The sequence below is a fragment of the Dyella sp. SG609 genome (assembly GCF_012275375.1).
GTDB lineage: Bacteria > Pseudomonadota > Gammaproteobacteria > Xanthomonadales > Rhodanobacteraceae > Dyella_D > Dyella_D marensis.
Window position 1 is genome coordinate 25,372 of the sequence record NZ_JAAZQJ010000006.1, and the last position, 14,694, is coordinate 40,065.

Here is a 14,694-nt window from a genome sequence, read left to right on the forward strand (position 1 = left end):
AGTACCTTGCTGAGCATCGATTGCAGGCTCTACCGATCGAGCGCTGTTGACTCTCCTCAGTGGCCAATGTGGACGTTCACGTCCTCAGTTCCATGGGCGAGGTGAATGCGTTTGGTTTATAGCGAGTCCCTTGTAGTCATTGAAGGACCACCATCCGTCAAGGGTGGTGAGGATGATTTCTCACTCGGATGGCCGATGCAGTCACCGGGCTTGATGCATCGGATAAGTGCAACGGCGAGGAGGGGGGCAATAACCCGAGGCCGTGACACGATCTATTTGAATCGATGCAAGAGAAATCGCGTGCGTGCGCCAACGCACCGACACGGAACCGCTTCGACCCCAATGTGAGTCATCGCCATTCATTCGCCACTGGCAAGCGGGGTGACGTCGTGAACACTATTACCCTATTCATCGTCGCCACCTTGACTGCCGTGGGCGGCCTGTTTATGTATCGCGGCAATATAGGCGTGGCGATTGGTTTTTGGGGCGCCGCCGCAATCGTTTCGCAATCGCTTAAAATGGCCAACACGTGGCAGAAGTTTGTTGTTCTGCGCGCAGGAAAACTACTGGGGGTGCGTGGGCCTGGCTTATTTCTCATCATTCCGGTGATCGATCGAGTGGTCGCGGTCGTTGATGAGCGTATTCAGACCACCGCCTTCAACGCTGAGCAGGCGCTCACGCGCGACACGGTGCCTGTCAACGTGGATGCCATTATCTTCTGGCACGTGCACGATGCCAGGAAGGCTGCACTGGCCATTACCGACTACCAGCAGGCCATCGCCCGTGTAGCTCAAACCTCACTGCGCGAAATGATTGGCTCATCGATGCTCGCGTCCCTGCTATCGGACCGCCAATCCGCCGACCTAGCGCTATGCACTGAAATCGGAAATAAGACCACCGAATGGGGGTTGACGGTGCGATCAGTGGAAATACGCGATGTGGCTATTCCCGTGGCGCTGCAGGACGCTATGTCGAGGCAGGCTCAAGCCGAACGAGAGAAGCAGGCTCGCATTATCCTTGGGTCAGCCGAGGCCGAGATTGCGAGCAAGTTCGTCAGCGCGGCGAAGGTCTATTCCGATCAGCCGACTGCACTCCAGTTGCGCGCTATGAATATCATCTATGAGACGACGAAGGAGCGCGGAACCACCATCCTCATTCCTAGTTCAATGGTCGATAGCATGAACCCTGTATCAGCGCTCGCATGGGCGCTAGGCGCGCATCGCGCGACCGTGCATGCGGATGAAAGCCATGGCGACGCCGATGAATCGACTTCAATCCATGCCCCAGTTGACACCAAGGCCGAAGACAATCCTAGAGCTATTAAGACGGCGGAGTGGAGCCTGGCCAGCGCGTTGAATGACCTTGTGTCAGAGGGCGGTCATGCACTTGCTTCTGACGATGAGGTGGTGCCGCCTAGACTAAGCCAGATATCCGCGAAGCCCGGATAAGCGGTCTCGGTCAAGGAGCTCTGATATGCACGGTACGTATAGCTGGCAAGCAGCCTGCTTTGGCGACTAGCTTGTCATAGCGACAATGACTGGAAGACGCTCTGTCGTTCGCCGGCCAACGTTATATCGAACCAGCACACCGCATCTAACTGAAGCATAGCTTTCGGGGGGGCGCGACGCTGCTGGTCAGCGAAGTTAAGCTCGGCATATTAGCCACTTCGAGCTGACGAACATGTCCATGCCGAACATTGATCGAATAATGCGCGCGGCCTTGTCAAGCCGACATTTGAGCCGCTCGACACACTTGATGATCACCAAGGTGATCGGCATGAAGAGTCTTGGTGTGGGCATTACACGAAAGGGAATCGGCGACCTAGCTGCTACGCACGCTGAGGTTTGGGAGTCGATGCTTTGAGTCAGTGCCGCAGTCCGTGAGCCAAACCTCTAAGACCGCGAGGCTATCTATCCGCATCTCACCCGAAGAGGTTGCAACCATGTCTGACATTGCAGGGACGACGAGCGACGGTTTCGACTACACCGCCATGTATGTCGCAGCTGTCCTGAACAGTGTTGTCTGGGCGGCGACGTTTCGCCTTGATGGCGACTATCGGGGAGCACGGCATGGGAGAGTCTTCGAGGTCTCGGAACTGTCGATAACCGATCTTCAGCAGGTCATTAAGGACGATATTGAATGTGCCTGGGTCAGCAAAGCTTGATGCATTAGCTATCGACACGCGTCTCAGGCTTGCGCGGCATGTCCAGCCTACCTAGTTGCGTATTTCCAAGCGCTAGGGCCAAGCGGCTTATGGGGGCATTGCCGCCCTTGTTCGGTGATCGCATCATTGCCTGGCGTCGTGCCATTCATGGGGTGAGACTCATTGGTCAGCCCCATAAGTGCTATCCGCGAGAAGTAGATGGGGTGTCCATGAGGGGCTATGACTTGTCGTCAATGTTATGCACGCTAGCCGCAACGGAGCGCCCGTGCCTACTGAAAATGAATAAAGTGACGCCCAAAGCCAGTTGGAACGGAAAGTTGGCCAGCTGACCATGGAAGCGGATCTGCTCAAAAAAACGCAAAAACGCGATCACTCGAGCAGCGACGACGACTTCTTCGTCGTCAGCGGCCCGCGGCCTGTTCCATTCGAAGGGCTTGCCAAGTGATCGGCCTCGCCCGCAGTACGTTCTACCGTCGCCCAACCGCCAAAGCCGTGGGGCTGGGCGACGCCCGATTGGTGGCACTTATCCATGACATACATGATGAATTCCCTGGCTATGGCTATGTCACTGCTCGCTACCAGGTAGCGTTGGCCAACTATGGCTTGGTCGGCTCCAGTTGGGGTTAATGATGCCACTGATGCCTTCGATGTCGGCAATGCGATCGCGCATCCATTGATTGTCAGAAGCGCTGGCGCATGCAAGGGCTTGACGAGCTAGAGGCGCATACCTGCACCAAAAGTCGAGATCGTCCAGGCTCTCGCTACGCAATCTGGAAACAGAGCGTTCCAACTGTTCTAGAGTCCGCTGAAGCTCTGCTCGATGGCCATTCATATTCGTCTCCTGATATGCGGTGACTCTTCAGTGGGACGCACTGGCACATGAGCTGTACCTTACACGTCACGCAAACGTGTGCCAGAAAGGATTATGACTTGCCGTCAACAGGGTGCGTGGTCGTGACTTCGTTCCCGTGCCTGTTGAAGGTGAGCAACGTAATGCACAAGGCCAAGGACGCGAAGAAAATGAATTCGGCGACACCAGTGGCGACTCCGGCGATACCCGTAAAGCCAAGGGTGCCGAATATCGACGCAATGACAAGAAAAATGAGTGCGTAATAAAGCATGATGAACCCTGTGGCAGCCGAGGGTGTCCGCCACGCTATAAGCGTAGTGCTGGTCTGTACAGGCGCTGACAGCGTGATATGCCATCTTCGGAAAGCGTCTGGGTAACTTCAGTGATTACCGGCCGGAAGGAACGTCTGCTTTCCTTCCGGCGTGGCTTTCAATGGAAATCGTACGCATGCCGAGGTTTGTCGTCGGTGCGCCACCGTACTGACGCGGTCGTCAGAGCGACGTAAGATGCTAACGTGAAAGGCAATATGCGATGACACCAAGTCGGTTTACTGATTACATCCATCGGAATACTTATGACGATATCCGGCGATACCCACGTCACCGGTCTGGAAGGGCGTTTTGACACCCTTCTCGATCAGAATCAGCGCATCATGAAAGAGAACGCGCTGTTGAGGCAGGCGTTGTTACGGCATCCGTCCGGCGCTCTGCAGATTCGATCCGTGGAACGCTCTTTGGGCCGGGCATACCGGCAGACCGGTTCCACCGAATCCGATGGATTGTCAGCCAATAGTGAGCCTCTCGGAAAAGATTGACGTGGGTAGATAGCGTTTCCCAGGCGTATCTCATGCATCAATCCATGCTTGCCGCTAGAGGTCCCGACAATGAAGGGCATTCAAGGCTCTTACCGTGGCTGAAGCGCTGCATAAAACGACTGGCTTCCAGGCAGGAGGTCGAGCCGGCTTGGTGCGGCGGATCGCCAACCCGGGCATCGACTACAAATAGGCGATGCTGGCGCATCCCTTAAATCGCCATCGGGGGAAGGAGGCGGTCGTATTCCTTCTTGACCACGGCATAGCATTCACAAGTTCGACGCTCCAGTTTTTCGCGATCGAGCACCGTGATATGGCCGCGCTGATACCGGATCAGCCCGGCTTGCTGCAGGTTGCCAGCGGCCTCCGTGACACCTTCACGACGAACGCCTAGCATGTTGGCAATCAGCTCCTGCGTCATCACCAGTTCTTTGGAGTGCAGTCGATCCAGACTCAGAAGGAGCCATCGGCACAGTTGTTGATCTAGGGAGTGATGGCGATTGCATACTGCCGTCTGCGCCATCTGCGTTATAAGGGCCTGGGTGTAACGAAGCAGGAGGTGCATGACGGCACCGGCGCGACTGAATTCCTGCAGCATGAGGTCGGCCTTAAGCCGATATCCCTGGCCCGCGCTTTGCACTAAGGCACGACTCGGCGTCGACTCCCCTCCCATGAAGAGCGAAATGCCGACAATCCCCTCGTTGCCGACGACGGCAATCTCCGCCGAGGCCCCGTCTTCCATCACGTATAGCAATGACACAATCGAGGTGGTTGGAAAGTACACATGAGCCAATCGGCTACCAGGTTCATAAAGCACTTTGCCGAGTGGCATGTCCACCGCCTCAAGATGCGGTAGCCAATGCGCCAACTCCGCTTCAGGTAATGCGGCGAGCAGGCGATTCTGTCGCGGACCATATGCCTGGGGCATAGGCTTCTCCTCTACGGCTCGATACATCTTAGGTCCCGGATCGGGTTCCAGAAAACTGCACAAACGGGTTAACCCATCTACAGCGATCCTGCTGTGAATATTTTGTTTAACTCAGTGGAGCGCGGGTCGCGACTTGACAAGCTGGCGCGCCTGCACGGATCAGGGGGAGGTCTCGCGCAGAAGACTGAGCAACGACCCCGCAAGCAGGGGTATGGCCACCCTCAGCTCAGATGCTTCCTCAAGGACCCATCTGGCGTCGGGAGCTTCATCGAGCGCCGCATCCTGCGCACCCATTCGACCACGCTTCGTCACGCGGTCAGGGGCCGCCAGATTCAAAAAGCAACTACGCGCCTTATCGCCATGGTCCCAGAGCGTCGCCAATTACCGAAGATCGACGGCAGGTTCAGCCTTAAGGCCAAGGATCGTGAAACCTTCGTCGGCCACCTGCACCATGGCCCACTTCATGGCTTGATGGAGCATCCTTGCGAAATGGCCCGCTCCCTCCCGGCCGATCCTGCCCCAGCTTTGTGCGCCCGAAGCTCCGAGCGCATCGAAGATACCGCTAAGCCGCTAAGCCGCTCAACCATCGACCGGTCTCCGCCAATGGCCAGGCAGCAGCCGTCTGTCAGCGGCCATGCTCCGCATATGCCTACATCGATGAGCCAGTACTGAAATCGGGAGAACACAAGCGCCCGACGAAGCGTGTCCTTGTAATAGGAGCGACCTGCATCGATAACCGTGTCGCCCCTGTCGAGAAGAGGCAGCAAAGTATTGTAGACGCACTCGGTCTCCGCGCGGCTCTGCATCGCCATCCACAGAGTGCGAGGCGGTGAAAGAACGATAGCCAGATCGTCGAAACGATCGACCGGCGTCGCGCCCGTAGGCCAGGCCACTTTGCCCGGTTCGTGATGTGGATCGAAGCCGACGACCTGGTATCCGGCCTGTAGCCATCGTTTGGCGACGAGGGCACTGGCCGGCTTGCGCCCGATGATACCTATCTGCATGGCATACCCCCATTTCTGCGCGACCGGATAAAGACCAACAGCTTCCGGCATGGAATGCCTGCCGAGGCGAGATCAGTCGGGCATCTGGCGGTAGGCGGCGTCGCGCCGCCTCTCATCCACCTTCACGTCACTGCCTCACGGATTGGCGTAAAACCATATGGCGAAAAGCCCAGCGTGATCGGCTCTGGGTCTGGCAGACACAGCCTACACTACAACCGGAAGGCCACGCTTTTGACCATACAAAGACGCTTGGCTTTGCGGAGCTTACATCTCCTGAAGGCGGCCTTTCGCAAGCGGATCATGCCGCGCCGCGCCAGCCACGTGCTTGAGCCGACGTTGCGTTCGGAGCTGTATGGCGCGGAGCAGATGGAACTGTACGGGGCGGATCTGGCAAGTCGACATCACGCGAGCCAGCACGTCAAAGCCAATACCTTGCTGGCGCGTCTGGCCGACAACGAAGCCATCCTTTCGCGAGCCTATGAAATGCTCACGCGCTCCCTGAAAGACGGACTGCGCATCACGCCGGCGGGCGAATGGCTCCTCGATAATTTCTATCTGGTCGAAGAGCAGATCCGCATTGCACAGAAGCACTTCCCGAAGGGCTACAGCCACGAACTTACGCATCTTCGCGGCGGGCCGTCCGCAGGACTTCCGCGGGTCTACGACATTGCCCTGGAAACGATCTGTCATTCCGACGGCAGGGTGGATAGCGAAGGCCTGCGACGCTTCGTGGCCTCTTATCAAACGGTGTCCCCCCTCACGCTTGGCGAGCTATGGGCCATCCCAATCATGCTCCGGCTCGCCCTCATCGACAATCTTCGTCGCATAGCGATGCGCGTCATGACTCACTGGCGTGATCGCAAGTTGGCAGACGAGTGGGCCAACATAATGGCGGATATCGCCGAGCGCGACCCCAAGAATGTGGTGCTCGCGGTAGCAGACATGGCGCGATCCGATCCGCCGATGGCCTGCTCCTTCGTCGCAGAACTGACGCGGCGACTGCAAGGGCAGGGCGCAGCCTTGGCGCTGCCACTGACATGGATCGAGCAACGGCTTTCGGAGTCCGGGCTGAGCGTCGAACATCTGGTGCAACTGGAGGCGCAGCAGCAAGCAGCGGACCAAGTATCCATCGGCAACAGTATCGGCAGTCTTCGCACGCTGTCAGCCATGAATTGGCGCGATTTCGTCGAGAGCACCAGTTCGGTCGAGAACACCCTTCGCGAGGACCCGGCTGGTGTCCACTCCACCATGGATTTCGATACGCGCGACCGCTATCGCCATGTGGTCGAAGCCTTTTCCAAGTACAGTGGCCACTCTGAAACGGAGGTCGCCCGAGCGGCCGTCGAGTTAGCCCGTGGCGGAGTTAAGCAAGGAGGTGCGCAGTCGCACGTCGGCTTCTATCTAGTGGGCAAAGGGGCGGTGACCCTGGAGCGCAACATGCTCGTCCGAGCACCCTTTGCGCAAAGGCTTCGGCGGCTCATCTTAGCGGCCCCGCTGGAGATCTATCTCGGCCTGATCGCGCTGCTAACTCTCCTGCTTGCTCGTCCGTTGGTGCTGGATATCGGGCGCAATGGCCTGCACGGCTGGCTGGCCGCACTGATCGCCGTGCCCATAGTGTTGATGACCAGCCAGCTGGCAACCAGCCTGGTGAACTGGCTGGCGACCATCGCTCTACCTCCCGAGATGTTGCCGCGCATGGATTTCAGCAAGGGCGTGCCTGCAGAAGCTCGCACGTTGGTGGTCGTTCCTTCATTGTTCTCAAGCTTTCAAGACATTGACGAACTAGTTGAAAGTATCGAAGTGCGTTTTCTCGCCAATCGCGACGAACATATTCACTTCTGCCTGCTGACGGATTTCACGGATGCGCCAATCGAGACGCTGGAACAGGACGCCGCCTTGCTGCTGTTTGCCAAGCAACGTATCAATAGCCTCAATGCCGCCTATCCCAATGCAACCGCGGACCGGTTTTTTCTGCTTCACCGGCCACGCTGCTGGAATGCGGCCGATAAGATATGGATGGGTTTCGAACGAAAGCGAGGCAAGCTGACCGAGCTCAACGCATTGCTGCGTGGCATCGGTCGAGAGCGATTCATGCTTGTGGTGGGGCGCACGGAAATCCTGCGGGAGGTCAAATACGTCATCACGCTGGACGCCGATACGCAGCTTCCGAGAGATTCCGCCCGGCTATTCATCGGGGCGATGGCGCACCCGCTCAATCGCGCTGTCTATGATCCACGCAAGCGTCGCATCGTATCCGGCTACGCCATTTTGCAGCCGCGCGTCGGTATCAGTCTGACCAGCGCGACGCGGTCGTCTTATGCGCGAATCTTTGGTAGCGAAGCCGGTGTCGATCCTTACACTCGAACAGTATCGGACGTCTATCAGGATCTCTTTCACGAAGGTTCATTCATCGGTAAAGGTATTTACGATGTCGACGCCTTCGAGCAGGCGATCGCCGGGCGTTTTCCTGACAACAGTATCCTGAGCCACGACCTGATCGAAGGTTGCTATGCCCGTTCCGGGCTTATCAGCGATATCCAGCTCTATGAGGAATATCCATCTCGCTACGACGCTGATGTAAAGCGTCGTCGTCGCTGGATACGCGGCGACTGGCAGTTGCTGCCGTGGCTTCTGCCGTGGGTTCCTTTGCGGGGCAAGCGCCGCGAACGCAACCCACTCTCTGCACTGTCGCACTGGAAGATCATCGACAACCTCCGTCGAAGCCTGGTTCCACCGTCACTGATTGCGCTTCTTCTGATCGGCTGGATGAACGTGTCGCGAGTGACATCGTGGACGTTCGCAGTCTTGGCTGTCGTGCTCGTACCGCCGATTCTCGCGTCACTGCTGGACCTGCTCCGGAAGCCATCCGAGATCATGCTTGGCCGGCATCTGCACGGTACCATGTACTCCATAGGCCAACACTTCGTTCGTGCTATGTTGGCTTTGATATGGCTGCCGCACGAGGCGCTCTATAGCCTGGACGCGATACTGCGCACGCTTTGGCGCGTCATCATCAGTAGGCGGCGGCTCTTGCAATGGAACCCATCAAGAGAAGCGGGCCGCGCCGTCGCCAATGGCGTATTGGCGCTGCTGAGATCGATGTGGATCGGACCGCTCGTCGCCATCACGACCCTGGTAATTCTCGGATGGCGGCGACCGGATGCATTGGCGATTGCTGGTCCGCTCTTGCTGCTTTGGCTCGCCTCGCCCGTCGTCGCATGGTGGATAAGCAAGCCGCCTCTTTTCAACGTGTTCACCCCTTCGCCGGACGAGCAGCGCTTGCTCCGCCGCCTGTCGCGCAGAACCTGGGCATTTTTTGAAGTGCATGTCGGGCCACAGGAGAACTGGCTTCCCCCTGACAACATGCAAGAGCAGCCAGAGATCGCGATTGCGCACCGCACATCGCCGACCAATATGGGGCTGGCACTCCTGGGAAACCTTGCGGCGTATGATCTTGGCTACTTGACCGCCGCACGACTGGTGGATCGCACCGCTGCGGCGCTGCAAACCATGCAAGGGATGGAAAGGTATCGGGGGCACTTCTATAACTGGTACGACACGCGATCGCTGGAACCTTTGCGGCCTCGATACGTGTCCGCGGTAGATAGCGGCAATCTTGCAGGGCATTTGCTGACCCTTCGTTCCGGCCTGATCGCACTGCCGGATGATCCGGTATATGACAAGCGCATGTTCGACGGCCTGCATGACACGCTGGAGCTTCTGCGCGAAGCGGTGACCACGGAGCAGCCCGAGAACACAGATATGCTGTTGACCATCGTGGCCGAACTCGATGCTGCCATCACCACGCCACCGGTAACGCTGCCAGCTGCAGCCGATAGCGTGAAAAAAATGCTGGACAGAGTCGAGAAAGTGGCGATCGGGCTGGGTGGCGTTGTGGGCGATGACGTCGGTTTCTGGTTGCAACTGCTGCTGTTGCAATGTCGTGACGCCTCGGACTACCTAGCCGTGTTTGCCGGATTGTCCGACGCGAGAGAAGGGGGCGGAAAGAAAGGCATTCCAACGCTTCGACAGGCGGCGAATATGCCAATCGACGCAGAGCAAGCCGTCCGTGCACAGGCGACGGCCGTCGTAGCGAAGCGACGGGCCATAGAGCTGGTCCTTGCGCTCACCCGGCTGGCTCAGCAGGCCGCCGAGCGGGCCGAGATGGATTACGGGCTTCTCTATGACTCCCATCGCCACCTGCTTTCCATCGGTTACAACGTGGACGAGCGTCGGCTCGATACGGGCTTCTACGACTTGCTGGCATCAGAGGCGAGACTCACGAATTTTGTGGCGATATCCCAGCAGAAGCTGCCTCAGGAAAGCTGGTTCACGCTCGGGCGCTTGCTGACGAGCGTCGGAGGCGAGCCGGCGCTGCTGTCATGGACAGGCTCGATGTTCGAGTACCTGATGCCACTGCTGGTGATGCCAAGCTATGAAGGCACGTTGCTGCACCAGACTTGCCGCACTGCCGTCAATCGGCAGATTGAGTACGGTAGTCAGCTGAATATCCCTTGGGGCGTTTCCGAGTGCGGGTATAACGCGCGCGATATCCATTACAACTATCAGTACCGGGCCTTTGGCGTCCCGGGCCTTGGCCTCAAGCGCGGCCTGGGCGAGGAGCTGATCGTTGCGCCCTATGCATCGGCCCTGGCACTAATGGTCGCACCCGAAGCGGCTTGCGAAAATCTGCAACGCCTCGCGGACGAGGGCATGGAGGGACGCTTCGGTCTCTATGAGGCGGTCGACTACACCCCCTCGCGCCTGCCACGCGGACAGAGTTCAGCCGTTATCTATTCTTTCATGGCGCATCACCAGGGCATGAATCTCCTGGCTTTCAACTACGTATTGCGACGACGCCCGATGCAGAAGCGCTTCGAGGCGGACCCAGGTTTTCAGGCCACGCTGCTATTGCTGCAGGAGCGAGTGCCACGAATAGCGACGGAATATCAGCACGCCACAGGACTTGCTTCACTGGAAGCGTCGTCACTGGTGCCCGAGCCTCGGTTGCGTGTTTTTACCGAACCAAATCGTACGGATCCCGCTGTACAGCTGCTTTCCAATGGACGCTACCACGTCATGGTGAGCAGTGCCGGTGGCGGATACAGCCGTTACCGCGATATGGCGGTGACTCGATGGCGCGAGGACATTAGTTCTGACAACTGGGGCACGTTCTGCTATCTGCGCGATGTCGCCAGCGGTGACTTCTGGTCTTGCGCTTACCAGCCGACCCTGAAGAAGCCCGAGTTCTACGAAGCGATCTTCTCCGAGGCGCGCGCTGAGTTTCGCGTGCGCGAACGTGATTTCGTCGCTCATACCGAAATCGTGGTGTCGCCCGAAGACGACATCGAACTTCGTCGTCTCCGCATCACCAATCGCGGACGCACGGAGAGGGTCATCGAAATCACCAGCTATGCTGAGGTGGTGCTGGCGCCACCGACGGCCGATGCGGTACATCCGGCTTTCAGCAATTTGTTCGTGCAAACCGAATTGGTGCGCTCATTGCAGGCCATCGTATGCACCCGGCGCGCTCGCTCCAGTCAGGAGACGTCGCCATGGTTGTGCCATCTGCTGGCCGTGCATGATGCCCATATCGACGAAATCTCTTACGACACCGATCGCGCCCGATTTATTGGCCGAGGCCGCAGCGCCGCGTCACCTCAAGTCATGGATAGCGCCGATGCCTATCGCCGCCTTTCGAATAGCGAAGGTTCGGTGCTCGACCCGATCGTTGCCATCCGCTGCCGGATCACGCTGCAAGCCGAGCAGTCGGCCGTGGTCGATCTGGTGACCGGTATCGATGATAGCCGCGATGCGTGCATGCATCTCTTGGCGAAGTATCGCGATCGCCACCTGGCCGATCGCGTGTTCGACCTGGCGTGGACACACAGCCAGGTACTGCTGAGCCAATTGAATGCACGCTTGACGGACGCGCAACTGTACGAACGCATGGCTGCGTCCATTATTTACGCAAATGCGTCGATGCGCGCCGACGCCAGGATTCTTATGGCGAATCGGCGCGGCCAATCGGGGCTATGGGCACAAGCTATTTCTGGCGACTTGCCCATTGTGCTGTTGCACATCGCGGAGCTGGCCAATATCGATCTGGTACGTCAGCTGGTGCAGGCTCACGCCTACTGGCGATTGAAGGGGCTGGCAGTTGACCTGGTGATATGGAATGAGGATCGTGCCGGCTATCGACAGCAACTGCAGGACATGATCATGGGCCTGATCGCGTCCGGCGTTGAGGCGAGCCTGCTGGATCGACCCGGCGGCATCTTCGTACGACCCGCGCAGCAGATTTCCCAAGAGGACCGTATTCTGGTGCAGGCCGTCGCGCGCCTGATCATCGACGACAACCGCGGCTCACTGGTCGAGCAAGTCAATCGACGGCGGGTGAGGTCCTCACCGATGCCGTTCACTCCAACGGCGGGCCGACTTGCATTCGCCGAGAACTTCGACAGCGTCGTAACAGAACAGTCGGCCGCCCCGCTTTTGCTGAGCAATCGCTATGGCGGCTTCAGCGCGGATGGCACCGAGTACGTCATCGCGCTCGAGGCAGGAGAGACGACGCCCGCGCCCTGGGTCAACGTGCTGGCAAACGCACAGTTCGGTACCGTGGTCTCCGAAAGCGGAAGCGCCTATACCTGGGCCGAGAATGCGCATGAGTTCCGACTTACCCCATGGCTGAACGACCCGGTGACCGACAGCTGTGGTGAGGCGATATACCTGCGCGATGAGGAAACCGGACACTACTGGTCGCCTACACCGCTGCCATGTCGCGGCAAAGGGCTCTATGTGACACGCCACGGCTTCGGCTACTCGGTATTTGAACACACGGAGGAAGGCCTTCGCACCGAACTTTGGGTTTACGTTTCGCCGGATTCGGCGGTGAAACTATCGGTGCTCAAGGTGCACAACGTATCCGGACGCACGCGCCGCCTTTCCGCCACGGGCTATGTCGAGTGGGTGCTGGGTGAGCTGCGCAGCAAAACGGCCATGCATGTAGTGACCGAGTCGGATCCGGCGACCGGAGCATTGTTTGCCCGCAATGCCTACAGCTCGGACTTCCCGGGAAGGGTGGCCTTCTTCGATGTCGACAACCCCGCCCGCACGGTCAGTTGCGACCGCAGCGAGTTCCTTGGGCGCAATAACAGCTTGCGGGCTCCAGCGGCCATGTCGCAGGCGCGTTTGTCGGGGAGGGTGGGAGCAGGACTGGACCCTTGTGGCGCCATCCAGCTCGGCTTCGACCTGGACGATGGCGATGAACACGAAATCATTTTCCGCCTTGGCGTGGCCAGTGACGCCAAGGCGGCAAGCACTATGGTGCAAAGGTTCCGTGGCCGTGGCACCGCCGCCAATACCCTGGAGGCCATACGCATGCACTGGCGCTGGACGCTTGGGAAGGTGCAAGTGCAGACGCCGGACCCGGCGATCAATGTTCTTGCCAATGGGTGGCTGATGTATCAAGTCATTGCCTGCCGCTTCCTGGCGCGCAGCGGCTACTACCAGTCGGGCGGAGCCTACGGATTCCGCGATCAGCTGCAGGACTCCATGGCGATGACTCATGCCTCGCCGTATAGCTCGCGCCAACATCTTCTGCTGTGTGCCTCGCATCAGTTCGTCGAAGGCGACGTCCAGCATTGGTGGCACCCGCCACTGGATCATGGCGTACGCACGCGCTGCTCGGACGATTATCTATGGCTCCCGCTGGCGACCTGCCGCCATGTGGTCGCCACGGGCGACTACGGTGTGCTCGATGAAATGGTGGGTTACCTGGAGGGGCGCCAGGTCGGACTCGACGAAGAGTCCTATTACGATCTGCCGGCGCGTTCGGGCCTGCAAGAGACGCTCTATCAGCATTGCGTGCGCGCCATCGAACGCAGCATGCCTCGTGGTAGTCACGGACTTCCACTCATGGGTAGCGGAGACTGGAACGATGGAATGAATCGTGTTGGTGAGCATGGCGATGGCGAGAGTGTCTGGCTGGGCTTCTTCCTCTACGACGTGCTCATGCAGTTCGCGCCTGTGGCGCGCCTGCACGCCGACGAGGCATTCGCGGAGCGCTGCGAGGCCGAGGCGGCCACGCTGCGCGACAACATCGAGCGGGATGGTTGGGATGGCGCCTGGTACCTGCGCGCGTACTTCGACGATGGCACCCCTTTGGGGGCGGCCACCAATGAGGAGTGCCAGATCGATTCCATTGCGCAAAGCTGGTCGGTGCTGTCAGGGGCGGGCAACGCGGAACGTCAGCACCAAGCGATGGATTCACTGGATCGGCACCTGGTGCGGCGGGATATTGGACTGGTGCAGCTGCTGGAGCCTCCATTCGATAAGTCCGCGCTTGATCCGGGCTATATCAAGGGCTATGTGCCCGGCGTTCGGGAAAACGGAGGTCAGTACACCCACGCAGCGATCTGGGCAACGATGGCATTTGCCAAGCTGGGTGACAGCGAGCGTGCATGGGAGCTGCTGCGGATGATCAATCCGGTCAACCACTGCCTGACGGCCGAGGCCGTAGATATCTATAAGATCGAGCCCTACGTGGTAGCCGCCGACGTCTATGGCGTAGCTCCGCACACCGGACGCGGAGGCTGGAGCTGGTACACCGGATCGGCTGGCTGGATGTACCGGCTCATCGTGGAGTCGCTGCTTGGCTTGCAACTGGAGGGTGAGCGCCTGCACATCAGGCCCGTTCTGCCTGCGGTGTGGCGCTCATTCACGATGGACTACCGGTTTCGCGAAACGGACTATCACATTGCCATCCTGCAAGAAGAGAGCCTTGAGCCGGGCGATCAAGTCAGTCTCGACGGCAAGGCGCAAGCTGGGCAGGGAATCACGCTGGTGGATGACGGCAAGGAGCATAGGATTGAGTTTCGGCGCCGATTCACGCCGAAGCCCCCCCATAGGACTAGCGTTGCCGCGGTATTTCGCTAA

General features: G+C 58.9%; 7 protein-coding genes. 4 read left to right on the top strand and 3 right to left on the bottom strand.

The window, feature by feature from the left end; translation table 11 throughout:
- Window positions 1-389 precede the first annotated feature (389 nt).
- On the top strand, window positions 390-1,448 hold the full coding sequence (locus FHW85_RS12850; RefSeq protein ID WP_343203537.1) for a slipin family protein: 1,059 nt from the start codon (window positions 390-392) through the stop codon (window positions 1,446-1,448).
- A gap of 494 nt (window positions 1,449-1,942) precedes the next feature.
- Window positions 1,943-2,164 (top strand): TonB-dependent receptor, encoded by a 222-nt coding sequence (locus tag FHW85_RS12855; protein WP_167252107.1) that lies wholly within the window; start codon window positions 1,943-1,945, stop codon window positions 2,162-2,164.
- Between the two features lie 923 nt (window positions 2,165-3,087).
- Here FHW85_RS12855 and FHW85_RS12860 read toward each other — a convergent pair.
- A complete protein-coding gene (locus tag FHW85_RS12860) occupies window positions 3,088-3,285 on the bottom strand; it encodes a DUF1328 domain-containing protein (protein WP_167252106.1) in 198 nt (65 codons plus the stop codon).
- A 303-nt stretch (window positions 3,286-3,588) separates the two neighbouring features.
- On the opposite strand from FHW85_RS12860, the gene FHW85_RS12865 reads away from it, so the two are divergent.
- The gene (locus tag FHW85_RS12865) at window positions 3,589-3,828 is read left to right on the top strand and encodes a hypothetical protein (protein ID WP_167252105.1); all 240 of its coding nucleotides are present in this window, start codon (window positions 3,589-3,591) and stop codon (window positions 3,826-3,828) included.
- Between the two features lie 208 nt (window positions 3,829-4,036).
- Here the strand turns inward: FHW85_RS12865 and FHW85_RS12870 are convergent, their stop codons facing one another.
- Window positions 4,037-4,753: a Crp/Fnr family transcriptional regulator gene (locus FHW85_RS12870; protein WP_167252104.1), complete on the bottom strand. Its 717-nt coding sequence runs from the start codon at window positions 4,751-4,753 to the stop codon at window positions 4,037-4,039.
- Between the two features lie 461 nt (window positions 4,754-5,214).
- Window positions 5,215-5,808, bottom strand: coding sequence for an NAD(P)-binding domain-containing protein (locus FHW85_RS12875; RefSeq protein WP_167252103.1), 594 nt, complete (start codon window positions 5,806-5,808; stop codon window positions 5,215-5,217).
- Between the two features lie 249 nt (window positions 5,809-6,057).
- Here FHW85_RS12875 and FHW85_RS12880 point away from each other — a divergent pair, with 249 nt between their 5' ends.
- Complete coding sequence (locus FHW85_RS12880; RefSeq protein WP_167252102.1) at window positions 6,058-14,694, top strand: glycoside hydrolase family 94 protein; 8,637 nt, start codon at window positions 6,058-6,060, stop codon at window positions 14,692-14,694.

Coding starts and splice junctions, on each gene's coding strand:
- FHW85_RS12870 (WP_167252104.1), bottom strand. CDS start 4,753: ATGCCCCAGGCATATGGTCCGCGACAGAATCGCCTGCTCGCCGCATTA.
- FHW85_RS12865 (WP_167252105.1), top strand. CDS start 3,589: ATGACGATATCCGGCGATACCCACGTCACCGGTCTGGAAGGGCGTTTT.
- FHW85_RS12875 (WP_167252103.1), bottom strand. CDS start 5,808: ATGCCGGAAGCTGTTGGTCTTTATCCGGTCGCGCAGAAATGGGGGTAT.
- FHW85_RS12880 (WP_167252102.1), top strand. CDS start 6,058: ATGCCGCGCCGCGCCAGCCACGTGCTTGAGCCGACGTTGCGTTCGGAG.
- FHW85_RS12855 (WP_167252107.1), top strand. CDS start 1,943: ATGTCTGACATTGCAGGGACGACGAGCGACGGTTTCGACTACACCGCC.
- FHW85_RS12860 (WP_167252106.1), bottom strand. CDS start 3,285: ATGCTTTATTACGCACTCATTTTTCTTGTCATTGCGTCGATATTCGGC.